20 protein-coding genes and 1 pseudogene are annotated in these 22,639 nt (G+C 66.8%); 11 read left to right on the top strand and 10 right to left on the bottom strand.

Translation table 11 applies throughout. The features are described 5' to 3' along the window. Positions 1-75: 75 nt before the first annotated feature. From V8J55_RS03400 to V8J55_RS03385, 4 genes are all read left to right on the top strand, one after another. A complete protein-coding gene (locus V8J55_RS03400; RefSeq protein ID WP_443030784.1) occupies positions 76-1,419 on the top strand; it encodes a PAS domain-containing protein in 1,344 nt (447 codons plus the stop codon). A gap of 187 nt (positions 1,420-1,606) precedes the next feature. Further along, positions 1,607-6,307 (top strand): NAD-glutamate dehydrogenase, encoded by a 4,701-nt coding sequence (locus V8J55_RS03395; protein ID WP_336444389.1) that lies wholly within the window; start codon positions 1,607-1,609, stop codon positions 6,305-6,307. After that, entirely contained in the window at positions 6,308-7,168 is an 861-nt protein-coding gene (locus V8J55_RS03390) for an ATP-grasp domain-containing protein (protein ID WP_336444388.1), read from the top strand. Between the two features lie 8 nt (positions 7,169-7,176). Then, positions 7,177-7,485 (top strand): hypothetical protein, encoded by a 309-nt coding sequence (locus V8J55_RS03385; protein WP_336444387.1) that lies wholly within the window; start codon positions 7,177-7,179, stop codon positions 7,483-7,485. Here V8J55_RS03385 and V8J55_RS03380 read toward each other — a convergent pair. Both V8J55_RS03380 and V8J55_RS03375 read right to left on the bottom strand, forming a co-directional pair. Further along, complete coding sequence (locus tag V8J55_RS03380) at positions 7,482-7,736, bottom strand: ribbon-helix-helix domain-containing protein (protein ID WP_336444386.1); 255 nt, start codon at positions 7,734-7,736, stop codon at positions 7,482-7,484. The genes V8J55_RS03385 and V8J55_RS03380 overlap by 4 nt on opposite strands. After that, positions 7,733-8,275 carry a DUF7010 family protein gene (locus tag V8J55_RS03375; protein ID WP_336444385.1) on the bottom strand — a complete coding sequence of 181 codons (543 nt, stop codon included), beginning with the start codon at positions 8,273-8,275 and terminating at the stop codon, positions 7,733-7,735. The genes V8J55_RS03380 and V8J55_RS03375 overlap by 4 nt, the downstream gene beginning before the upstream one ends. Before the next feature lie 74 nt (positions 8,276-8,349). Between V8J55_RS03375 and V8J55_RS03370 the strand changes: the two genes are divergently transcribed. Together V8J55_RS03370 and V8J55_RS03365 are read left to right on the top strand one after the other, a co-directional pair. Next, complete coding sequence (locus V8J55_RS03370; protein WP_336444384.1) at positions 8,350-8,889, top strand: helix-turn-helix domain-containing protein; 540 nt, start codon at positions 8,350-8,352, stop codon at positions 8,887-8,889. Positions 8,890-8,901: 12 nt separating this feature from the next. Beyond that, positions 8,902-9,186 (top strand): annotated as a pseudogene (locus V8J55_RS03365) (DUF4019 domain-containing protein); the annotation flags it as partial. A 196-nt stretch (positions 9,187-9,382) separates the two neighbouring features. On the opposite strand, the gene phbB reads toward V8J55_RS03365, so the two are convergent. From phbB to V8J55_RS03325, 8 genes are all read right to left on the bottom strand, one after another. Then, complete coding sequence (gene phbB, locus V8J55_RS03360; RefSeq protein WP_336444383.1) at positions 9,383-10,105, bottom strand: acetoacetyl-CoA reductase; 723 nt, start codon at positions 10,103-10,105, stop codon at positions 9,383-9,385. Positions 10,106-10,210: 105 nt separating this feature from the next. Then, positions 10,211-11,755 carry a DUF1963 domain-containing protein gene (locus tag V8J55_RS03355; protein WP_336444382.1) on the bottom strand — a complete coding sequence of 515 codons (1,545 nt, stop codon included), beginning with the start codon at positions 11,753-11,755 and terminating at the stop codon, positions 10,211-10,213. Between the two features lie 93 nt (positions 11,756-11,848). Next, the gene (hemH, locus tag V8J55_RS03350) at positions 11,849-12,820 is read right to left on the bottom strand and encodes a ferrochelatase (RefSeq protein ID WP_336444381.1); all 972 of its coding nucleotides are present in this window, start codon (positions 12,818-12,820) and stop codon (positions 11,849-11,851) included. Next, entirely contained in the window at positions 12,817-15,105 is a 2,289-nt protein-coding gene (locus V8J55_RS03345) for a xanthine dehydrogenase family protein molybdopterin-binding subunit (protein ID WP_336444380.1), read from the bottom strand. The genes hemH and V8J55_RS03345 overlap by 4 nt, the downstream gene beginning before the upstream one ends. A gap of 75 nt (positions 15,106-15,180) precedes the next feature. Continuing rightward, positions 15,181-15,894: an SIMPL domain-containing protein gene (locus V8J55_RS03340; protein ID WP_336444379.1), complete on the bottom strand. Its 714-nt coding sequence runs from the start codon at positions 15,892-15,894 to the stop codon at positions 15,181-15,183. A 51-nt stretch (positions 15,895-15,945) separates the two neighbouring features. Beyond that, positions 15,946-16,542, bottom strand: a complete 597-nt coding sequence (locus V8J55_RS03335) for a hypothetical protein (RefSeq protein WP_336444378.1) — start codon at positions 16,540-16,542, stop codon at positions 15,946-15,948. Then, complete coding sequence (locus tag V8J55_RS03330) at positions 16,539-16,961, bottom strand: CoA-binding protein (RefSeq protein WP_336444377.1); 423 nt, start codon at positions 16,959-16,961, stop codon at positions 16,539-16,541. The genes V8J55_RS03335 and V8J55_RS03330 overlap by 4 nt, the downstream gene beginning before the upstream one ends. Beyond that, the gene (locus tag V8J55_RS03325; protein ID WP_336444376.1) at positions 16,961-17,950 is read right to left on the bottom strand and encodes an Mrp/NBP35 family ATP-binding protein; all 990 of its coding nucleotides are present in this window, start codon (positions 17,948-17,950) and stop codon (positions 16,961-16,963) included. The genes V8J55_RS03330 and V8J55_RS03325 overlap by 1 nt, the downstream gene beginning before the upstream one ends. A gap of 91 nt (positions 17,951-18,041) precedes the next feature. Between V8J55_RS03325 and hflK the strand changes: the two genes are divergently transcribed. The 5 genes from hflK (at position 18,042) to V8J55_RS03300 (ending at position 22,595) form a co-directional block, all read left to right on the top strand. Further along, complete coding sequence (gene hflK, locus V8J55_RS03320; protein ID WP_336444375.1) at positions 18,042-19,199, top strand: protease modulator HflK; 1,158 nt, start codon at positions 18,042-18,044, stop codon at positions 19,197-19,199. Next, complete coding sequence (hflC, locus tag V8J55_RS03315) at positions 19,199-20,050, top strand: protease modulator HflC (protein ID WP_336444374.1); 852 nt, start codon at positions 19,199-19,201, stop codon at positions 20,048-20,050. Before hflK ends, hflC begins: the two co-directional genes overlap by 1 nt. Positions 20,051-20,177: 127 nt before the next feature. Then, complete coding sequence (locus V8J55_RS03310) at positions 20,178-21,671, top strand: trypsin-like peptidase domain-containing protein (RefSeq protein WP_336444373.1); 1,494 nt, start codon at positions 20,178-20,180, stop codon at positions 21,669-21,671. Positions 21,672-21,791: 120 nt separating this feature from the next. Further along, positions 21,792-22,160, top strand: coding sequence for a VOC family protein (locus tag V8J55_RS03305; protein WP_336445699.1), 369 nt, complete (start codon positions 21,792-21,794; stop codon positions 22,158-22,160). A 57-nt stretch (positions 22,161-22,217) separates the two neighbouring features. Continuing rightward, positions 22,218-22,595, top strand: a complete 378-nt coding sequence (locus tag V8J55_RS03300) for a RidA family protein (RefSeq protein ID WP_336444372.1) — start codon at positions 22,218-22,220, stop codon at positions 22,593-22,595. Positions 22,596-22,639: the final 44 nt, after the last annotated feature.

Below are 22,639 nucleotides of genomic sequence, written 5' to 3'. Positions count from 1 at the left end.
CGCAGCCATCGTTTACGCCGCTTTTACCAGTCCCGGTGCATAAGATTTACCGATGTTTGCGACTGGGGACAAATGATGGACAGCATGCGCGGACTGCTTTCGGGCAGCCACGACCAGGATGATGGGGCGATCGATGCGCCCGCGTCCGTCGGCGTCGACGAACGGCGGATGCAGGTTCGGGCCTATAATTACTGGGCCTCGCTGCTCGCCGACCGCGCCTATCCGTCGGTCGAGGACCTCGATCTCGACGGAGCCGATTTCGGTTCGCACTCGGTCTTGCTCGACTTCACCGCGGGGGTCGAAAACCCCGGGCTCGCTTACCTCGGCGACACGCTGCGCGAAGAGTCGCAGATCGAGGAGGACGTCCACTATATCAGCCAGATTCCGGGCCGATCCTTGCTGTCGCGCCTCACCGACCATTATCTCCAGATCATCGCCAACCGCGCGCCGATCGGCTTCGAGGCCGAGTTCGTCAACGATCGCGGCACGACGATCATGTACCGCGGCATCTTGCTGCCCTTTTCGTCCGACGACGACACGATCGATTTCATCATGGGCGTGATCAACTGGAAAGAGGTGGTCACCGCCGACCAGGCCGAGGAATTGCAGCTTTCGGTCGAACAGGCGCTGCGCAGTGCCGCGCCGCTGACCGCGCCGGTGCCCGTGTGGGCCGACGGCCCCGACTCGGAGCATCTCGACGACGATGTCGTGGTCGATGCCGCCCCCGGTTTCGCCGCGCTGGGCAAGGATGACGAGCTTTTGCTGGATGCCGAGGTCGGCGCGGACGAGGGCGAGGTGTCGGCCGATCCGGGGCAGGATGCCGAACTCGCCGACTGGCTCGCGCTCGCACGCGAAACCGCCGAGCGCGCGATCGCGGCCGACAGCCGCAGTCGCGGTGCGCTCTATCAGGCGGTCGGCAAGGCATGGGATTTCGCGCTCGCCGCCGAGGAACAGCCCGAAGAATTTGCCGCGCTGCTCGACGACGCCGGGCTGGCGGTGCAAGACCGTGCGCCGATGACCCCGGTCGTGAAGCTGGTTTTCGGCGCGACCTATGACAAGACACGCCTCGCCGAATATGCCTGCGTGCTCGGTCATGCCAAGGACGAGGGCGTCGGGCGCGGCGAACTCAGCGCGTATCTCGATCGCTATCCGGGTGGGCTCAAGGGGCTGGTCAAGGATGCGCGCGCGCGCCGCAAGCCGGCCGACGCCGCCGAACGCTCCGACGACAAGCTCGACGCATTGCGCCGCGCGCATCCCGCGCTCATCCTCGAACATGATGCCGGCGACGCCGAATTCGTCGTGCTGATTGCGCGCGCGATGCCGGGCGGGCACATCGGGATCGTTGCCAAGGCGGCCGACGATCCGGCGTTGGTGGCGAAGCTGGCGAAGAAGGCAGTCCCGATCACGCCCGGCGGTTAGGTACTGACCCTAGGGGCCGACTGATAGCGCTCACGTAACAGAAAATCCGAAAATTGAAATTTTTTAACGTCGGCGCGCGAACGAGGTCTTGAGCCGCGCGCCGCTGAGGCGCATAGGGGGCGGCAGCGAACGGGCCCCCGCCGATCGTCGGCTGGGATCCCCTCTTTGGTTCGGGATGCTGCACTTTATGTCTCAGAATTTGTCCGACACGCCGGAAACGGACACCACCACCTCCACCGCCAAAATTCCTTCGAAAATCGCCGCCGCCTATCTGGCGGCGCTGCGTGGCAGCGCGCTGCCGGGCGAGGGCGACGATATGGACAAGGCTGCGCTTGCCGATGCGAGCCAGTTCGCCGCGCGCGCCGCGCTCGATCGTGCGCCCGAAACGCCGTCGCTGCTGCTCGAACCGATCGCTGCCGACGGCACCGACCGCCGGATGCGGCTGGTCATCATTAACGACGACATGCCCTTCCTCGTCGATTCGACGTCGCAGGCGGTCGCCGCGCAGGGGCTGTCGGTTCACCGCATCCTTCACCCCGTCGTCGCGGTGAAGCGCGATGCCAAGGGGCATCTGCAGGAAGCGGGCGACGGCGGAACCCGCGAATCGGTCATCTATATCGAACTCGAACGCGGCGACGCGCGCGCCCGCCGCCGCCTGCTCGACGGGCTCGAAGCCGCGCTGCGCGACGTCCGCGCGGCGGTACGCGACTGGCGCGCGATGCGCGCCGCGATGCTCGCCGACGCCGCGATGCGCGTCGAGGGCGAAGCCGCCGAACTGCTGCGCTGGTTCGAGGGCGGGTCGATGACCCAGCTTGGCCACGAATGGCGGACGCGCGATGGCAAGGTTCAGGATTCGCTGGGGATCAGCGAGAGCAGCGAAAGCCAGCTGCTGTCGCCCGCGGCGCTCGAAGCCGCTTTTGCTTGGTTCGACAAGGGAGGCCATGCTCCGCTATTGATCAAGTCGAACCGCTTATCGGCGGTGCACCGCCGCGTGCTGCTCGACCTCGTGATCGTGCCCGAAGTGAAGGGCAAGAAGGTCGAGCGCCTGTCGATCCATGCCGGCCTGTGGACGAGTCAGGCGCTGTCGGCGCCGCCCGCGAAGGTGCCAATGTTGCGCGCGCAGCTCGAAGCACTGATGGCGAAGTTCGGTTTCGATCCCACGGGCCATGCGGGCAAGGCACTCGCGCATGCACTGACCGCGCTGCCGCACGACCTGCTGATCGCGTTCGACGCCGCCTCGCTCGAAGAGCTGGTGCTGACTTCGATGTCGATCACCGACCGGCCGCGGCCGAAGGTGGTGACGGTGCAGAGCGCGCTGGGCCGCCACCTGTTCGCCTTTGTCTGGTTGCCGCGCGACGAAGTGTCGACCGGCCGCCGCCTCGCGGTCGAATCGCTGCTGGTGCGCGAAGCGAAAGCCGGCGTGATCGGCTGGACGATGGTGCTCGAAGACGGCGGCGCGGCGCTGCTGCGCTACACGCTCGACCTGCGCAGCGGCGGCGTTGTTCCCGATACCGAGGCGCTCAACGCGCAGCTCGAACAGATGGTGCGCGGCTGGCAGCCCGAGGTTGAGGCGGCGCTGGCGAAGCGCGGCGACCCGGGCCGCGCGGCGGCGCTTGCGGCGCGCTTTGCGCCGACCTTCCCGCCCAATTACCGCAACCTTTACAATCCCGAGGAAGCCGCGCGCGACATTCTGCGCCTGCGCGATCTCGACGCCGCCAACCCGCGCAGCGTCCGCCTTGCGCGCAAGAGCCTCGACGGCGACGACCGGCTGCGGCTCAAAGTCTATAGCGCGGCCGGCCCGCTCGCGCTGTCCGCGGTGGTCCCCGCGCTCGAACATTTCGGCTTCGAGGTGCTCGAGGAAATCCCGACCGCGCTGCAGAGCCGCGCCCCCGGCGCCGAGGGCGAAGACGAACAGGCGATCGTGATCCACGATTTTACGCTGCGGCTGCCCGCCAATGTCGACGAGCTCGCGCTGCTTCCCTATGCCGAAGTGATCGAGGGCGCGATCGCGGCGGTGCTCGACGGGCGCGCCGAGAATGACGCGTTCAACGAACTCGTGCTCACCAACCAGACCGATCCGCGCGCGATCGTGTGGCTGCGCGCCTGGTTCCGCTATCTGCGCCAGGGCGGTTCGGCTTACGGCATGGACACGGTCGTCAGCGCGCTGCGCCACGCGCCCACGCTGACCGCCGCGCTGATCGAGCGTTTCCGTGCTCTTCACGATCCCAAGGCGCGCGATGCGAAGCGCGCCGAGGCGCTCGAAGCCGACATCATGGCGGGCTTTGCCGACATCAAGTCGATCGACGAGGATCGCATCCTCCGCCTCTTCCACGCGGTGATCGGCGCGACGCTGCGCACCAACGCCTTCGCGCCCGCGGCCGAGGAAGCGCTCGCGTTCAAGATCGATAGCGCGCAGGTTCCCGGCCTGCCCAAGCCGCTGCCCTGGCGCGAAGTGTGGGTCTATTCGCCGCGCGTCGAGGGCATTCACCTCCGCGCCGGTCCGGTCGCGCGCGGCGGGCTACGCTGGTCTGATCGCCGCGACGACTTCCGTACCGAAATCCTCGGGCTGATGAAGGCGCAGCGCGTCAAGAACGCGGTGATCGTGCCGACCGGCGCGAAGGGCGGATTCTATCCCAAGGCGCTGCCCGACGTGTCGCTCGACCGCGATGCGTGGTTCGCCGAGGGCACCGAATGCTATCGCATCTTCATCCGCTCGCTTCTGTCGATCACCGACAATCTGGTCGCGGGCAAGGTCGTGCATCCGAAGGGCGTCGTGATCCACGACGGCGACGATCCTTACTTCGTCGTCGCCGCCGACAAGGGCACCGCGACCTTCTCCGACGTCGCCAATGGGCTCGCGATGGAGCGCGACTTCTGGCTTGGCGACGCGTTCGCGAGCGGCGGGTCGAAGGGTTATGACCATAAGGCGATGGGTATCACCGCCAAGGGCGCGTGGCTCTCGGTCCGGCGCCACTTCGCCGAAATGGGCGTCGATGTGCAGAGTGACACGATCCGCGTCGCCGGCTGCGGCGACATGTCGGGCGACGTGTTCGGCAACGGCATGCTGCTTTCGAAGGCGATCCAGCTGACCGCAGCGTTCGACCATCGCCACATCTTCCTCGACCCCAATCCCGATCCGGCGAAGAGCTGGAAGGAACGCGAGCGGATGTTCAACCTGCCGCGGTCGAGCTGGGCGGACTATAACGAGAAGCTCATCTCGAAGGGCGGCGGCATCTTCCCGCGCAGCCAGAAGAGCATTCCGCTGACCCCTGAAGTGCAGGCGTTGCTCGGGCTGTCGGTGTCCGAAATCGACCCCATTTCGCTGATCTCGGCGATCCTCAAGGCGCCGGTCGACCTGCTGTGGTTCGGCGGCATCGGCACCTATGTGAAGGCCGCGAGTCAGAATAATGCCGAGGTCGGTGACCCCGCGAACGACGCGCTGCGCGTCGATGCCGAGGATCTGCGCGTCAAGGCGGTCGGCGAGGGCGCGAACCTCGGCACGACGCAGGCCGCGCGCATCGCCTTCTCGGCGAAGGGCGGGCGGATCAACACCGACTTCATCGACAATAGTGCGGGCGTCGACTGCTCGGATAATGAGGTCAACATCAAGATCGCGCTGAACCGCGAGATGGCCGAAGGGCGCCTCAGCCAAGACGACCGCGACGCGCTGCTCGTGCGCATGACCGACAATGTTTCGGAACTGGTGCTCGAGGATAACCGGCTGCAGGCGCTGGCGCTGTCGATCGCCGAAAAGGGCGGCTCGGCGGCGGTGCCGTCGCTCGTCCGGCTGATGGAGACGTTCGAGGCATCGGGCCGGCTCGACCGCAAGGTCGAAGGGCTCGCCGCGAACGACGAATTGCTCCGCCGCGCCGCCGAAGGCCGCGGGCTGACGCGCCCCGAACTCGCCGTGCTGCTGTCGACCGCGAAGCTCGCGCTGCAGGATGCGATCGAGAACAGCGACCTGCCGGATGACCCGGCGCTCGGCAGCGACCTCGCCGCCGCCTTCCCCGACGAGATGCAGCGCGATTTTGCGGCTGCGATCGCCGATCATCAGCTGCGCCGCGAAATCATCGCGACGAAGATCGCGAACCGCATCATTAACCGCATGGGCATCGTCCATCCCTTCGAACTCGTTGAAGAGGAAGGCTGCGCGCTCGGCGACATCGCGGCGGCCTTCGTCGCGGTCGAACGGCTGCTCGAAATGCCGGCGATCTGGGACGCGCTCGACGCGGCGAAGATCGACGAAAGCATCCGCCTATCGCTGTTCGCGCAGGCGGCGTCGGCGATGACCTCGCAAATGGCCGACCTGTTGCGCGTGACGCAGACCTTGTCGCAGCCGGGGCCCGTCGTCGCGCGGCTGGAACCCGGTGTCGACCGCCTCAACGCGAGCGTCGACGCGCTGCTCAGCCCCTCGGTCAAGCATCAGTGGGACATGCTGACGCGGCAATTGCTCGACGCGGGCGCGCCCGAGGCGCTGACCGCGTCGGTCGTGCGGCTGTTCAAGACCGACGGTGCGATCGGCATCGTCGACCTTGCCGAACGGCGCGGCGACGACGAGGTCGCGGTGACCAGCGCGTTCACACATCTCGGCGAAGCCTTGGGGCTCGACTGGGCACAGACGCTGGCGGCGCATATGAGCCCCGCCGATCCGTGGGAACGCCTGCTCGTCAACAGCCTTGCGCGCGATTTCCAGCAGATGCGCCTGACCTTCCTCGCCGGGCTGCCGAAGGGCGATCTCGACGCGGCGGTGACCAAATGGCTCGCCGATCACGCGCCGCGCGTCGAGCAGTTCCGCGCGACGGTCGACCGGGCGCGGATGATCCCGAGCCCGAACGGCGCGATGCTGTCGCACATCGCGGGGCAGGCGCGCGGGCTCTTGGGAAGGTAGATGCCGTTCCAGCCCCGCGTCGCGATCCTCGTCCCGGCGCCCGACTATTATGAAAAATGGCAGCCCGCCTTTGCCCGCAAGGCGGCGGCGCTGACCGCGGCCGGGCTGATCGTCGAACAGCGCGTGTGGACTGACCCCGGCGACCTCGCGGGTTATGATCTGGTGCTGCCGCTCTTCGCGTGGGGCTATCAGCGCGACGTCGCGGGCTGGTACGCGCTGCTCGACCGACTGGAGGAAGCGCGCCTGCCGGTGGCCAATCCGGTGGCGGTGCTGCGTTGGAACAGTGACAAAGCCTATCTCGGCGAACTCGGAGCAAAGGGTGTCGCGGTTGTGCCGACGGTCGAGGTTGCGGCGCTCGACGACGCGAGCCTCACCGAAGCGATGTCCGAGCTCGCGACCGACGAGGTCGTGATCAAGCCGGCGATCTCGGGCGGCGCCGACGGAACGCATCGCATCGCGCCCGGCGCACCGATTCCTGCCGACGCAATGGGCGCGCGGCGGCTGGTCCAGCCGCTGATGCCCGGCATCCTGACCGAGGGCGAATATTCGCTCTTCTTCTTCGCCGGCAAGTTCAGCCACGCGATCGTCAAGCGGCCCGCCGCGGGCGACTTTCGCGTCCAGGAGCAGTTCGGCGGGCGCGAAGAGCCGTGCGAGGCGAGCGACCCCGCGCAGGCTCTTGCTGCGCAGGCGTTGGCGGCTGCCCCGGCGCCGCCGGTTTACGCGCGCGTCGACATGGTCGGCGATGCCGCGGGCAAGCTCCACATCATGGAACTCGAACTGATCGAGCCGTCGCTGTTCCTGCATCACGCGCCCGACAAGGGGGTGGCGTTCGGGCTGGCGGTGGCGCAGGCTCTGATCTAGCGGCGCCGATGAAGGATCTCATCAATAGGTGGATCAAAAGCGAAGATGCTGCAAACCGGAAGCAGTTTCGCGGAAAGACGATCAACACGCGTTTTCAGGGCTTGTGGCAGCCCGAGCGGAATCAGGCAAAGTTCATGCTCGTCGCCACGGTGCCTGTGTTGGCCATATCTCCCTTTGTGTCCAAATGGTCGGATGCCTCGCTGGTCGAGAGGGCCGCCCTGCTCGTTACCGGAACGTGGGCGGTTGTCGTTACGTGCGGCGGAACCTTTCTGGCTATCCGGTCCATCTATCGCGGCGTGAAAAAGCCCGGCGGCTAAGGGCTCTCTGATCGGGGAGCGGCGCTCCGCTCCCGCCACAGCCATTGCCGGATCGCCGAGGTCAGGTTCGGCGGATCGTCGGCCTCCATCCGCTCGACGTCGATCCGCGCGACGAGCGCGTTGACGGGCAGTGCCCGCCGCGCCGCTTCGGCCTCCAGTGCGTCCCAGAACATCGGTTCGAGGCTGATCGAGGTCGGATGGCCGGCGATCGTCACCGAGCGTTTGACCGGGGGGTGCAAGGGCGCGCTCAACGGCGGGCGCGCCAGCGCCGCAGGATGAGCGCGGCGGCGATCAGTTCGACGATGCCGACGAGGAAGCCGAGGTTGAGCGGAAGGCCGATGCCGAACAGCGCGAGCGCGGCGATGAGCAGGATCGCGCCGCCGAGCGCCCAATAGGCGATCTCGCCATACATCGTCCGGAAGAGGAAATAGCGCGCGCCGACGATCGCGGCAAAGACGGGGATCGCGAGATCGGGCGCGCGGACCAGCAATACCCATGTGATCAGGACGCCGGTGAACAGCGGGATCGTCGCTTCAATCGCCAGCGTTTCGAGCGGCTTGCCGATGGTCGCCTTGGGCGCTTTGAACGCGGCGCGCTCGATCAGGACTCCCAGCGGATGGATCGCCATGCCGCCGAAGAACAGCGTGGCGAAGGCGGCCGTGGTGCCGTGAAGCTGCCACACCGTCCCCGCGATCAGCCAGACGAGGCCCGAGACGAGCACGCCGGGAGCGCCGCCGGCATAAGCGCGCGAGAGGTCGTGCTGGGCGGCGGCGAGCGAGGCTTCGGTCATTCTTCGGGGTGTAGCGGCTTGATTCGCGGCGGCAAGGCCACGGCTGCGCCGTCCACAATCGAGGTACGATTTATTTGGGGTGGCACGCCATTTCGGCGCTCTGTAAACCGGCCCGCCGATCCGGCGCGAATGCAGACAGGCTTATGACAGGACTTCAGGCGCTCACCGAAAAAGAAAAAGAGACGTTGCGCCTGCTGGTCGATGGCCATGACGCAAAATCGATGGCGCGGCATCTGGGGCTGTCGGTCCATACGATCAACGAACGGCTGCGCGATGCGCGGCGAAAGATGTCGGCGTCGAGCAGCCGCGAGGCCGCCCGGCAACTGCGCGAGATCGAAAGACAGGACCCCCAATTTCTTGCGGACAGCGGTTTGGGGGATGGGGCCGCCGCCACCGGTATGGGAGAGCTTCGGGCACCGGCCGGGACGCGGCGCATGTTGCGCGGCTTCGGCTGGATAGCCGGAGGAGTATTCATGTCGATCAGCCTTGCCCTTTTTGCCCTTTCGTCCCTGTCCGGAACCACGCCGACACCGGCGTCCGCACCCGCCACGCTGCCAACCGAGACGCTCTCGGCGCCCGCGTCCGAAACCGCCGCAGTTCGGTCGGCGCGGTAGTGGCTCGCGCTCGTCGACAGGGGCGACTGGAACGGCAGTTGGAACGCCACTGGCCAGGCGTTCAAGTCGCTCAACACCAGCGACCGATGGGCCGACGTGTCGAAGGCGGTTCGCACCCCGCTCGGTGCGGTCGTGTCGCGCGAGTTGATCGGCGAGGAAAATGTACCCGCGCCGCCCTATGGCTATCAGGTCGTCAAATTCCGGACGAGCTATGCGAACAAGGCCGGGGCGATCGAAACGCTGTCGCTGGTTCGCGAGGGCGGTGAATGGCGCGTGGTGGGCTGTACGATCGACTAGGGGGAATGCGGGCGGCTTGGTGGGCGACGGCAAAGCCGCCGCCTGAGCCTGCCCCCGCGAAAGCGGGGGTCAGACGGGTTCGGCGATCTTTCGGGATCGCCGCCCCGCTGGCCGTGCCGATGGCTGCCGCTTTGCGGCACCGGCGCCTAACCTTGCCGTTCGCTTCGCGAACGTCTCGGTTATGCGCCTGCCATCGTCAGTACATATGCTGTCCGCCATTGATGCTCATCGTCGACCCGGTCACAAAACCCGCATCCTCGCTGCACAGGAACGCGACACCGCGTGCGATCTCGTCGGCTTGGCCGAGACGGCCTACAGGGATCTTTGCGACGATCTTTTCCAGCACCTGCGGCGGGACCGCGGCGACCATGTCGGTGTCGATATAGCCCGGCGCGATCGCGTTGACCGTCACGCCCTTTTTGGCGCCTTCCTGCGCCAGCGCCTTGGTAAAGCCGTGGATGCCCGATTTCGCGGCGGCATAGTTGACCTGGCCATATTGCCCTGCCTGGCCGTTGATCGACCCGATGTTGACGATGCGGCCCCAGCCGCGCTCGACCATGCCGCCAAAGGTCGCCTTCGCCATGTTGAAGCAGCCGCCGAGGTTGACGCGCATCACGTCGTCCCAGTCGTCGTAGCTCATGCGCGCGAGCGTGCCGTCGCGGGTGATGCCGGCATTGTTGACGACGATATCGATGGGGCCGAATTCCTCGGCGATCCGCGCGCAGCTGTCGAGGCACGCCTGATGATCGCCGACGTCCCATTTGATCGCCGCGATGCCGGTGCGGTCGGTGAATTCGCGCGCCTTTTCGTCATTTCCGCCATAGTTGGCGACGACGGTGACGCCCTGTTCCTTCAGTTTCAGGGAAATCGCTTCCCCGATGCCGCGGCTGCCACCGGTAACGATTGCTACGCGTGTCATAAATCCAGCTCTCCCACAGAGTTATGGTTCCATGACTAGGCCGCGCAAGCGGCGGCCGCAAGTTTACCGGAACGTCAATCGCAAAGCTATTCAAGGGGTAGGGGTTTAGCTGCTCACCTGTACGCGCAGTTTCGAAAAGTCGCCGACCGCAAGGTCTGCCTTGTCGATCGTCACCACCAGATTGTCGCCGTCACCAAAGATGCGGCTCATCAATCCGCTGGTCGGCAGTTCGAGCAAGACCGCGTCGCGTTCCTCGTCATAATCGGGGACGTGGCGAAAGGGCTCGTGCCCCATCGCCGCCATTTCGCGCTCGGCCAGCGTGCGCCACCAGGGCTCGAAAAGCGCGCGCGCCGGCGCTGACAGATTGTCGGGATTGGCGCACCAGGCATGCTTCGCGCGATCGAACAGGATCGTCTGATAATCGTGAACCCACAGATTCGCATCGGCGCGGTGCGTCGTCAGCGGCAGGGTGATCGTCTCGATCTGCTCGGCGCCCGTTTCGGGGTCGGCCGAGCGGATCACCTTGACCCAGCGGATGGCGTGCAGCCCCGCCATCACCGCGGTTGCGTCGCTGGCCGAGAAATCGGCGCGCGCCGCGCTGTCGCGGACAATCGCGATAATCTCTTCCGCGCGCGCGCGGGCTTCGCGGTTGAGCGCGGCGCATTGTTCCATTTCGCCGGGATTGTCGGCGTCGGCCCCGGGAGGCGCTTCGGTCATCAGCCGGTCGAGCCGCTGCTCGAGCAGCGCGACCATCGCGGTCATGCTGCCCCAATCGAAGGGATGGAAGGCGGGGTCGGCGATGTCGTAGCCGCGATCATGGAGCGCGGCGCCGGGCTCGTTCGGATCGCCTTCGCTGCGCGGATCGGCATCGCCGGGGCGGATGGCGACGAGGTCGACGGGCCATTCGGGAAAGGCGCGCACGGCGAAGGCGCCGAGATCGCCCGAAGCGAGGCCGCCATGCGGGCCAAACCAGCCCTCGGGATCGTTGAGCGTGAAGGGCGGCGCGACGGGCATGCCGGTATCGCGCAGGTGCAGGACGCGCAGCTCATGCTTGCGGCGGTGAATGAAGAAGGCGAGCGCGCCATCGCGCGGCCCCAGCCCGCCCCACAGATCGTGCGGCAGGTCGGCGCAGCCGATTTGCGCCAGAAAATCCGCCGGCTGATCGTCGATCCTTGGCCATTCCATGCCGGCGGGGAGCCGCGGACGGCCACCGAGCCAGCTGTTCGTCGATATGGCATCGCGCGGCGGGATCTGGGGAACGAGGCGAAGCGTCACCTCTTCGACGTCGGCTTTCTCGATCCGATACGCTTCTTCCTCGACCCCGGAAATCATTGCTTCGAGCGTGGCCTCGACGGGTTCGGCAGCAGCGACGGGCTCGGGCTCGGCTTCATATTCGGGCTCGGCCGGTATTTCGAGCGGCTCCTTGCGGCTGATCCGCGCGAGCCGCGAGGGGGAGATTTCGACCTCCTCAACTTCGGGTGCGGCCTTGCGCGCGAGTTTGGGCAGGCGGATTTCGCGCGGTCCGCGCGGGGCTCGCGGCGCGGCGGGTGCGGTGCGCGGTCGCCGCGACCACCAGATGGCGAAGACGATCGCCAACAGGGCCAGCGTCACTCCGGCGAGCATCAGTGCCGCCGATTCGACCTCGTTCATCGCGAATCTCCAAAATGGCGCGGTTCATAGCTTTTCGGCGCCGCGTCGGACCAATTTAGGGCATCGATCTAAACAGTTGGTAAGCGGCGGGTATCAAAGCCAGCCCGCGAGCTCGCGGCGGACCAGCGTCTCCAGCATCGCCATGCCGGGCGCATCGGCGTTGAGGCAGGGGAGATAAGCGAAATTTTTGCCGCCCGCATCTTCGAACTGCTGTTTGCCGCGAATCGCGAGCTCTTCGAGCGTTTCGAGGCAATCGGCCGCAAAGCCGGGCGCGAAGATCGCGACGCTGCGGCCGTCGCGGCCGAGCTGTTCGAGACGCGTATCGGTTGCGGGTTCGAGCCATTTGGCGCGCCCGAAACGCGACTGGAAGGCGACCTCGACCGGCCTGCCGAGTGCGTCCGAAAGCCGGTGCGCGGTCGCCTGGCACTGGTCGTGATAGGGATCGCCGAGCGTCCGCGTGCGCTCGGGCATGCCGTGGAAGCTGGCGAGCAGAATGTCGGGGGTGAAGTCGAGCGCGGCCAGTCCCTCCTCTGCCGAAGTCTTCAATGCGCCAAGATAGGCGCTGTCGGCATGATAGGGCGGAAGGAACCGAATCGTCGGTTGCCAGCGCAGTGCTTGCAAATGCTTGCCGACGGCATCGACGACGGTTGCGGTCGTAGCGGCGCAATATTGCGGATAAAGCGGCGCTATGAGGATGCGGTCGCATCCCGCCGCCTTCAGCGCATCGATTGCCGCGCCGATCGCGGGTTCGCCATAGCGCATCGCATAAGCGACCCGCACTGTTTCACCGAACGCCGCCTGCAAGGCTTCGGCCTGACGGCGCGTGATCGCGGCGAGCGGCGAGCCTTCGTTGGTCCATACTTGCGCGTAGGCATGCGCCGACTTTTTCGGCCGTGTGGTCAGGATGATCCCGCGCAGGATCGGTTGCCACAGGATTTGCGGGATTTCGACGACGCGGGGGTCGGACAGGAATTCGGCGAGATAGCGCCGCACCGATCGCGCGTCGGGCGCGCCGGGGGTGCCGAGGTTGACCAGCAGCACCCCGATTTGCGGCGGCGCGCTCACAGCGGATGCGCCGAAAGCGGGATACGGCGGATGCGGCGGCCCGTCGCGGCGAACATCGCATTGGCGATGGCGGGGGCGACGACGGGAACGCCGATTTCGCCGAGGCCGCCGGGCTCGCGGTCGCTTTCGACGAACTCGACCAATATCTGCGGGGTCTGCGACAGGTCGGGCAGGCCGAGCTGGCCCAGCTTGCGCGCGGTCGCGAGGCCGCCTTCATAGTCGGTCGTCGCGCCGACCGCGGCGGCGAGGCCGAAGATCAGCCCGCCCTCGATCTGTTGCCGCGCGATCGTCGGGTTCACGAGGCGCCCGGCATCGACCACCGCGACCAATTGCTCGACCTGCAGCCCGCGCTCGCTTGGCCGCGCGGTCGCCATCAGCGCGATATGGCTGCCGCGCATGGCATGGCACGCGAGCCCCTGCGCGGTCCCCGACAATCCGCCCTCCCAGCCGCCAAGGCTGGTCGCGGTGAGCAGGCAGCGCGCGAGCAGCGGCGCATTGCCGAGCATCGCCATGCGATAGGATAGCGCGTCGGTCCCGGCGCGCGCCGCCATTTCGTCGACGAAACATTCGGTGAAAAAGGCGGTGTAGCTGTCGGCGTTGCCGCGCCAGCGCCCCGTCGGCAGGCCGATATCGGCGGGGCAATGGTCGACCGCGATGTGCGGGATCGCATAGCCGCTCGCCGCGCCTTCGACCGCGGCGGCATCGGCGCTGCCCGCCGCCGCGCGCTGCGCGACGTCCGCCGGCGTGTTATCGAACAGCCGGTCGCGAAATTCATGGTTGGTCGAGGGGACCGCGATGCGCGTCACCAGCGCGTCGATCCCGCCCGCCGCATTGAGCGTCGCGGTCAGCTTGGCGCGCGCGGGGGCGCGCGGCGGCAGGCGCATAATCTCTTCGGCGCGCGACCAGGCGAGCTGGACCGGGCGCTTGACCTGAAGCGCGATGATCGCCGCCTGCACCGCGGCGCTGTGGTCGAGGCACGCGTCGAACGATCCGCCCGCCATCATCGGGAACAGCGTGACATTCGCCGGCGCCAGCCCGGTCGCGCGCGCGACCGCGTCGCGGCACTGCGTCGGCGCCTGCGTCGCGACCCAGACGCGCAGGCCGCCGCGATCGGGCGCAGCGGTCGCGGTGCGCGTTTCGATGGCGGCGTGGAGCGCGGGGGCGACGGCATATTCGGCCGCGACTTTTTGCCGTCCTTCCATCGCCTCGGCGACGTCGCCCTCGCTCGCGATGCGATAGCCGTCGTCTTTCAGCGCGGCTTTCAATGCCTTGTCGATCCGGTCGGTCGAAATCGGCGTGCCTTCGGTTTCGAAGGTGGGCGCGAAGCGGTCGAGCGCGCGGTTCGCGGCCCACCAGTTGCGCGCCACCGCCGCGACCCAGCGTTCGTGCGTGACGACATGCAACAGGCCGGGCGAGGCGAGTCCCTTTTTACGGTCGATGCTTTTCAGCCGCGTCGCACCGAGCGGGCCCTGGCGGATCGCCGCGAACACCATGTCGGGCAGGCGAATGTCGCCGGCGTAATTGGCCGACCCGTCGATCTTGGCAGGCAGGTCGAGCCGGGTCAGTTCCTTGCCGTAAAGCGGGTCCGAACTGCTGGCGCGATAGACGGGCTCGGCGGGCGGTTCGAGCAGCGCCGCGGCCGCCGCGACGTCGCCAAAGCGCAGGCGCTTCTTGCCATGGATGACAAAGCCGTCCTGCGTGTCGCATTCTTCCCAGTCGGCGTCCCAGCGATTGGCGGCGGCCATCATCAGCAGCGCGCGCGCCTGCGCCGCCGCCGCGCGGCACGGCGCTTCGAACATACGCACCGACGAGCTGTTCGCCGTCAGCATCACCGCGTGGCGCACCGCCCATTCGCGGCGCGCCCAGCTGCGCACGTCGGACACGAAATCGGGAACACCGGCGCGCGGGGTAAAGACCGCGCTATCTTCGTCGACGAGCAGCGTGTTGGTATAAAGCGGGTTGATCGGCGCGCTCTCGACCGCGATCGTGCGCCAGTCGGCGCCGAGTTCGTCGGCCATGATCTGCGGCAGCAGCGTCGTCACACCCTGTCCCATCTCGCATTGCGGGACGATCGCGCTGATGTGGCCGTCATCGCCGATCTTGAGGAAGGCGTTGAAGATATGTTCGTCGGGGGCGGCGCTAAGGTTCGGCTGATAGTCGCGCGGCCACAGGCTCCACGCAATGGCCAGCCCACCCGCCGCGGTCGCGCCGACCAGCAGCGAACGGCGGCTGACGTGCGGCATGCGCGATTTATTTTTCCCCACGATGTCGCGAATGCCGGCCATGCCCGCTGCTGATAGTCAGGGGTGCGAATCGGCGCAAAGAAAATCGGCCTTTCGCGCGGCCGCCAGTGTTGCGCGCTATTTCTCCGACAAAGCGAAGTCGACGCGCACCGAAACCTGCGATTCGCTGACGCCCGGATTGAACGGCGGGGCGGCGTTGGCCGACTGTGCCGCTGTCTCATAAGCGACCCCGCCGGCATAAGGCATTGGCGGCGCGCTGTCGCCGCCGTCACGGATCGTCAGCACACGGTCGATCTTGAGCCCCGCGGCGCCGGCATAGGCGTCGGCGCGGGCGCGGGCGGCGCGATAGGCGGCGGCATAGGCCGATTTGGTCGCGGCTTCCTGATCGGCGACACGCAGCGTCGGCCCCGACAGGACATTGGCGCCCGCCTCTGTGGTCGCGGCGACGGCCTCGCCGGCCTTGTCGACCGCGCGCATGCGGACCTCGACCTGATTGACGGCTTCAAACTTGCCCTTGTTCGCGCCCCAGTCGATCCGGTTGACGGTCAGCTGGCGCGTCTGCAGATCCTTGCCCGCGACGCCAAAGGCTTTGAGCGCCTCGGTCACCTTGGTCATCGTTTCATTGTTGCGCTGCGTCGCGGCCTCGGCCGATGCGGCGATCGTGCTCACGCCGGCGGTGAAGCGCGCCTCGTCGGGCCGCGTTTCGGAGCGGCCGGTCGCCGAGACCGAGAGCAGGGTTTCGTCGTGCCCGACGCCGCGCGGGTCGGGCGCCTTTTCGCTGCACGCGCCGAGTGCGAGCAGGGGGACCAGCATAAGGGTCTGGGTACGCATATATTTTCTCCCGTTCGATGCGACCTAGCGCATGGCGGGTGAATCGGTTCCCTACCAACCCCAGGGCGCGGGCGGCGGCGTCACCGGTTTCGCATAATCGAAGACGACGCGGAAATGGCGTCCCTGTCGGTCGAGGCCATAGGTGAAGCCCGCGTCGGTCGTTTCGGCCGACCAGATGTTGCTATTCGAAACGCTGCGGCCGGTTGCCGTGAACATCGCGATCGATTCGGCGTCGACGGGGAAGGTCTGGCGCATCGCCGTTCCGGTATCGGCGGTGTCGCCACCATAGAGGGTGGCGGCGTCGGGCTTGCCGTCGGCATGACGGTGATCGTGCTTGAGGCGGAGGCCCGCCGGCGTCCGGCTGATGATCCACGTCCGCGACCGGTCCCAGCCGCCGTCTTCGGCCAATCCCTCGATGTGAAAGGGAATTTCGATCCGGTCGGGTGTGCAATGGCGGATGTGCATCACCATCGCCTTGCCCCGCATCTCGGCATCGGCCTCCTGATCGCTCGCGAGGCGGCCGGCATAAGCCTCGCCGCAGCGCGCGGCGAGGGCATCGAAGAAGGCATGTTGCGGGTTCCTGCTTGCCGTCGTGGTCGCGCATCCCGCGAGCGTGGCAACCATGAGCAGCGGCAGTGCGGCCTTCACTTCAGCAGGCCGAGTCGCGGCATCTCGACCTTGGGGCAGCGGTCCATGACCACGGTCAGTCCCGCGGCTTCGGCGCGTTTCGCCGCGGCCTCGTCGATGACGCCGATCTGCATCCACACCGCCTTCGCGCCATGAACGATCGCCTCGTCGACCGCTGTGCCGGCGTCGGCGCTGTTGCGGAAGATGTCGACGAGCTCGGCGGGCGGCTCGACATCGGCGAGCGTCGCGACGACGGGCGCGCCGTGGATCGTCTTGCCGGCATGGCCGGGGTTCACCGCGATCACATCATGGCCTTGGCCCACGAGAAAGGCGAGGACTCCGTTCGACGGGCGTGCCGGGTTGGGCGATGCGCCAACAACGGCGATGCGGCGTTTCTGCCCGAGCAGTTCGCGGATTTCGCCTTCATCGTTGATCGCCATCATCGCCCCTTTCGCGTGTTCAGCCAGTCGGCGACCTTCGCCGCTATCGCATGGAATGGCTCGCCCGCGGGATCGGTTCCCGCCGCGGGCGGAACCCCGCCGTCGCTCGCGAGGCGGATGCCCATCGACAGCGGCACGCGGCCGAGGAAGTCGAGCCCCATCGTTCCCGCCGCCGCTTCGGCGCCGCCGCACCCGAACGGGTCGCTGACCTCGCCGCAATGCGGGCAGGCATAGCCCGCCATATTCTCGACAAGCCCGATGATCGGCACATCGGCCTGTTCGAACAGGCTGACCGCACGCGTCGCGTCCATCAGCGCGAGATCCTGCGGGGTCGATACGATCACCGCGCCCGCGGGCTTGTGCCGCTGGATCATCGTCAGCTGGACGTCGCCGGTGCCCGGCGGCAGGTCGACGACGAGCGTGTCGATGTCGCCCCAGCTCGCATCGACGAGCTGTTCGAGCGCCTTGCCCGCCATCGGCCCGCGCCACGCGATCGCTTGCCCCGGCGCGGCGATCTGGCCGGTCGAGAGCATCGGCACGCCATAGGCGTTGGGGACGGGGGCCAGCTTCGACCCGCGCGCTTCGGGCTTCACGCCCTCGCTGTCCATCAATCGGGGTTGGGAAGGCCCGTAGATGTCGGCGTCGACCAGCCCGACCTTCACGCCGAGACGGCGCAGCGCGACCGCGAGATTCGCGGCGAGGGTCGATTTGCCGACCCCGCCCTTGCCGCTGCCGACCGCGATGATCGTCATCGCCTTCTTCTCGGCGGTCATCGCGATGCGGACCTCGCGCACGCTCGCATCGGCGAGCAGGCCGGCGCGGAGCTTGTCCTCGAGCGGCTGGCGCTCTTCGACGGCAAGCCCCGACACATCGAGCACCACCGCGAGCAATCCTGAATCGTCGAGCATTCGCAGGCCTGACGACCGTCCTCCACTGAGGTCGGCGGCGGCGGCGGTCAGGCGGGCGATATCGGCGCTTTGTTCGGTCATGTCCGCGCCAGATAGGCATGATCGGTCGGTTTGCCAGCCATTTTCGCGCGCACCCCCTGTTAATCGCGCCCGCCGACCCTATAAAAGCCTTATGAACGACAAGATTGACGGCAGCATGGGACGCCGCAGCCCGAGAGGATTGCGGCATTTTTTCCATCAGATCAGCCAGATGGCCAACAGTCCGTGGGGCAGTGGGCCGGGCAAGGGGGATGACGACGGAAAGGGCGACGGCAAAAAGCCCGGTCCGCGCAATCCGTGGGTTACCCCCGATCCCACCGACCAGCGGCGCGCGCAAAAGCCGCGCGGCCCCTCGGCGCTCGACGAATTGCTGCGCAAGGGGCGCGGCGGTTTCGGCGGCGGCGGCTCGGGCGGCGGCAGCCAGTTCAATTTCGGCGATTCGGCGAAGCTCTGGAAATGGGTGGTGCTCGCGCTCGTCGCCGCGTGGGTGCTTTTCTCCTCCTTCCACATCGTGCCGCCCGAAAAGGAAGGCGTCGTCACGCGCCTCGGCAGCTATTCGCGCACTGTCGGGCCCGGCGTGAAACTCACCTGGCCGGCGCCGGTCGAGCGCATCCGGCTCGAAGACGTCCGCGCGATCCGCACGATGGCGGTCGGCTCGCCGAACGCGACCGACGAGAATTTCGTGCTGACGCGCGACCAGAGCATCGTCGACCTCGCCTATGAGGTCCGCTGGTCGGTGCGCGATCCCGAGCTTTTCTTCTTCCAGCTCGCCGATCCCGAAGGCACGATCCGCGAAGTCGCCGAAAGCGCGATGCGCGCGACGGTCGCGAACTTCGACCTCGTCCAGGCGATCGGCCCCGGCCGCGTCGAGATCGAGGCGCAGGTCCAGCAGCGCATGCAGGAATTGCTCAACCAATATCGCGCGGGCGTGATGATCCAGGGCATCGCGATCCGCCAGGCCGATCCGCCGAACCAGGTCGACGAGGCGTTCAAGGAAGTCACCGCGTCGCGCCAGGAGCGCGAATCGGCGATCAACCTGGCGCGCGCGTACCAGCAGCAGGTGCTCGAACGTGCGCGCGGCGATACCGCGGCGTTCGACAAGATTTACGAGCAGTATAAGCTGGCACCGGCGGTGACCCGCCAGCGCCTCTATTATGAAACGATGGAGACGGTGTTGTCGAACGTCGACAAGACGATTGTCGAAGCGCGCGGGGTGACCCCCTATCTGCCGCTCAACGAGGTGCAGAAGCGGCTCAAGGCGCCCGAAGCCACCACGAAGGGAGGCGAATGATGTTCAATTCGCTGTTCCAGAACCCGATGCGGCTGCTGTTTGGCGTCGTTGTTGTGCTCGTCATCCTGTCGCAGTCGCTCGCGATCGTGCCCGAGGACAAGCAGGCGCTGATCCTGCGCTTCGGCGAGATCGAGCGCACGGTGAACCGCTATAAGCCGAACGAGGAATTCGGGCGTTCGGGCGCGGGGCTTGTCCTGCGCGTGCCGTTCACGGACGGCATCGAATATATCGACAAGCGCATCCTCGGCGTGAACATGGAGCGTCAGCAGGTGCTCTCGACCGACCAGCAGCGGCTGCAGGTCGACGCCTTCGCGCGCTTCCGCATCACCAACCCGGTGCGCATGTACACCGCGATCCGGACCGAGGATAAGTTGCAGGCGCAGCTTGCGACCATCCTCGGCTCGTCGCTGCGCAACGAACTCGGCAAGCGGACCTTTGCGACCTTGCTTTCGGCCGAACGCGGCGCGGTGATGGACAATATCCAGGTCGCGCTGAACCGCGAGGCGAATAAATATGGCGCCGAGATCATCGACGTCCGGATCAAGCGCGCCGACCTTCCCGAAGGCGCGACGCTCGAGGCGGCGTATAATCGCATGCGCACCGCGCGCCAGCAGGAAGCGATCTCGATCCGCGCCGAAGGGCAGAAGGAAGCGCAGATCATCCGCGGCAGCGCCGATGGTGAAGCGGCGCGTATCTATGCCGCCAGCTTTGGCAAGGACCCGGAGTTTTACGATTTCTACCGCGCGATGCAGAGCTATCGGCAGACCTTCCTGGGTGAAAACAACACGGGCGGGACGTCGATCATCATGTCGCCCGACAATGAATATCTGAAACGGTTCAGCGGCGGTTGATGCGGGCCGTCTGCCGGTTGAACGGAACTTGCAGCGCTTGTTCATGTTCAAATGGCGTTCAGCCTCCGCGACGCAGATAGCCGCGGCCGGGGTCTGAGAGTTTTTCGTAAGAAGAGGATTTACGATCGTGCGTTATGTTTATGGCATCACTTCGGCCTTGCTGGCGGGTGGCACCGCGCTGGCGCTGGTCACCCAGTCCCCCGTCGGCGCGCAGGTCGCGCAGAATGAGAAGAGCGAAATCGCCAAGGTCGTTCCGCGTTCGGGTGCACCCGAAAGCTTCGCCGACCTGGTCGAGCAGCTGCAGCCCGCGGTCGTCAACATCTCGACCAAGCAGGAAGTCACGCTCGGCGTCCGGCTGAACCCCTTCGCCGGGACGCGTGAGCCGATCACGCAGGAACAGCAGGGCGGCGGCTCGGGCTTCCTGATTTCGGCCGACGGCTATATCGTCACGAATAACCACGTCATCTCGGGCGGTCCGCGCGGCGAGGCGGTGAACCAGGTGACGGTGACGCTGACCAACCAGAAGGAATATCGCGCGACGATCGTCGGCCGCGATGCCGCGTCCGACCTCGCGCTGCTCAAGATCGACGCGACCGGCCTGCCGTTCGTGAAGTTCGCCGACGGCGGCACCGCGCGCGTCGGCGACTGGGTCGTCGCGATCGGCAACCCGCTCGGGCTCGGTTCGACGGTGACCGCGGGCATCATCTCGGCGGTCCAGCGCAACATCGGGCAGGGCGGTGCCTATGACCGCTATATCCAGACCGATACCGCGATCAACCGCGGCAACTCGGGCGGCCCGCTGTTCGACCTCCAGGGCAATGTCGTCGGCATCAACAACATGCTGATCTCGCCCGTCGGCGCGAACATCGGCGTCAATTTCGCGATCCCCGCCGATGCGGCGATCCCGGTGATCAACGCGCTGCGCGCGGGCGAGAAGGTCCAGCGCGGCTATCTCGGCATCGGCATCGCGCCGGTCGACGAGGATCTGGCCGCGGCGCTCGGCCTGCCCAAGGATCGCGGCGAGTTCATCCAGCGCGTTGAACCCGCGCAGGCGGGCGAAAAGGCCGGGCTGAAGCGCGGCGACGTGGTGACCAAGGTCAACGGCAAGGACGTCACGCCGCAGCAGACGCTGTCGTACATCGTCTCGAACACCAAGCCGGGCACGCGCATCCCGCTGGAGATCATCCGCGACGGCAAGGCGATGACGCTCAATGTCCTGGTCGGCACGCGTCCGCCCGAGGAAGAGCTGGCGGGCGCCAATTTCGATCCCGAGGCCGAGCAGGCAGAGCCCGAGGATCCGACGGGTGCGGCCGACAAGGCGATCCAGGACGAGCTCGGCCTGTCGGTGCAGGTGGTGACCCCCGATATCGCGCGCGCGGTGGGTGTCGATGCCGGAACCAAGGGTCTGGTGATCGGCGCCGCATCGGCGAACAGCGACGCGGGCCGCAAGGGCCTGCGCCGCGGCGACGTGATCCTGAGTGCGAACCGCACCCCGGTGACGACGAGCGAGGCGCTCGCCAAGACCATCGCCGATGCGAAGAAGGCGGGCCGCGATGCGGTGCTGCTCGAAATCCAGCGCCGCGGCCAGCCGTCGGCCTTTATCGCGATTCGCGTGAAATAGGCTTCGGCTTCGCAGCTATCAATCGGGGCGCCGCACCTTCGGGTCCGGCGCCCTTTTTGTTTGCGCGCCGCGCCTTTCGTTCATATTATGTTCTCATAATAACGAGTCGGGAGAAAGATGATGATTGGCTATGTGACGCTGGGAACGAAGGATATGGCGAAGGCAGCGGCCTTCTATGACGCGATTGCCGCCGAACTCGAAACGCCGCGGATGATGGAATATGAAACGTTCATCGCGTGGGGCAAGCCGGGCGGCGGCGCGGGCATCGGCCTGACCAAGCCGTTCGACGGCAATGAAGCGACCGTCGGCAACGGCGTGATGGTCGCGCTGCAGGCGAAGGACCAGGACCAGGTCCACCGCCTCTATGACATCGCGCTCGCCAACGGCGGAACGTGCGAAGGCCCGCCGGGACCGCGCGGCGAGGGATTTTACGCCGGATATTTCCGCGATCCCGACGGCAACAAGCTCAACGCCTTCATCATGGGGTGATGGGCGACGGACGCCAGCCGTGATATTGCGCGCCGCATCCTGTTTGGAGAGTGGTGGATGGAATCACAAAAGGCTGGCGGACCGCATTATTCGCCCTTCGTTGTCGGCAATGGTTTCATTTTCGTGTCGGGGCAGCTCCCGCTGCTGCCCGGGCGCGACACGTCGCTGGCGGCCGCCCCCTTCGCGTCGCAAGCCGAGCAGGCGCTCTGCAACCTGAAAGCCGTGCTTGCAGATGCAGGTGCCGGCCTGGAGCAGGTGGTCAAGACGACGGTCTATCTCGCCGACATCGACGATTGGGGCGAACTCGATGCGGTCTATGGCCGTTTTTTTGGTGTCGCGCGTCCGGCACGGACCGTGGTGCCCTCGGGGCCACTGCATTTCGGCTTTCGCATCGAGATCGACGCGATTGCGCTGGCGGCGGGGGCAAGACCCTAGCCGCTATGGCGATCGGTGGGCGATCGGTGGCGGAGGGGGGTTTG

Origin of the sequence: Sphingopyxis sp. CCNWLW2, assembly GCF_037095755.1 — a bacterium.
In the GTDB taxonomy this organism is placed as follows: Bacteria; Pseudomonadota; Alphaproteobacteria; order Sphingomonadales; family Sphingomonadaceae; genus Sphingopyxis.
The sequence above is the reverse complement of the archived record's forward strand: the minus strand, read 5'-3'. Positions and strand labels throughout refer to the sequence as shown.

Bases quoted from the DNA above. Each gene is read 5' to 3' on its own strand.
- V8J55_RS03330 (WP_336444377.1), bottom strand. From the start codon at position 16,961: ATGGCGATCAACGATGAAGGCGAAATCCGCGAACTGCTCGGGCAGAAA.
- hflK (WP_336444375.1), top strand. From the start codon at position 18,042: ATGAACGACAAGATTGACGGCAGCATGGGACGCCGCAGCCCGAGAGGA.
- V8J55_RS03385 (WP_336444387.1), top strand. From the start codon at position 7,177: ATGAAGGATCTCATCAATAGGTGGATCAAAAGCGAAGATGCTGCAAAC.
- V8J55_RS03345 (WP_336444380.1), bottom strand. From the start codon at position 15,105: ATGGCCGGCATTCGCGACATCGTGGGGAAAAATAAATCGCGCATGCCG.
- V8J55_RS03355 (WP_336444382.1), bottom strand. From the start codon at position 11,755: ATGAACGAGGTCGAATCGGCGGCACTGATGCTCGCCGGAGTGACGCTG.
- V8J55_RS03300 (WP_336444372.1), top strand. From the start codon at position 22,218: ATGGAATCACAAAAGGCTGGCGGACCGCATTATTCGCCCTTCGTTGTC.
- hflC (WP_336444374.1), top strand. From the start codon at position 19,199: ATGTTCAATTCGCTGTTCCAGAACCCGATGCGGCTGCTGTTTGGCGTC.
- phbB (WP_336444383.1), bottom strand. From the start codon at position 10,105: ATGACACGCGTAGCAATCGTTACCGGTGGCAGCCGCGGCATCGGGGAA.
- V8J55_RS03325 (WP_336444376.1), bottom strand. From the start codon at position 17,950: ATGACCGAACAAAGCGCCGATATCGCCCGCCTGACCGCCGCCGCCGCC.
- V8J55_RS03400 (WP_443030784.1), top strand. From the start codon at position 76: ATGGACAGCATGCGCGGACTGCTTTCGGGCAGCCACGACCAGGATGAT.
- V8J55_RS03390 (WP_336444388.1), top strand. From the start codon at position 6,308: ATGCCGTTCCAGCCCCGCGTCGCGATCCTCGTCCCGGCGCCCGACTAT.
- V8J55_RS03395 (WP_336444389.1), top strand. From the start codon at position 1,607: ATGTCTCAGAATTTGTCCGACACGCCGGAAACGGACACCACCACCTCC.
- V8J55_RS03305 (WP_336445699.1), top strand. From the start codon at position 21,792: ATGATTGGCTATGTGACGCTGGGAACGAAGGATATGGCGAAGGCAGCG.
- V8J55_RS03375 (WP_336444385.1), bottom strand. From the start codon at position 8,275: ATGACCGAAGCCTCGCTCGCCGCCGCCCAGCACGACCTCTCGCGCGCT.
- V8J55_RS03340 (WP_336444379.1), bottom strand. From the start codon at position 15,894: ATGCGTACCCAGACCCTTATGCTGGTCCCCCTGCTCGCACTCGGCGCG.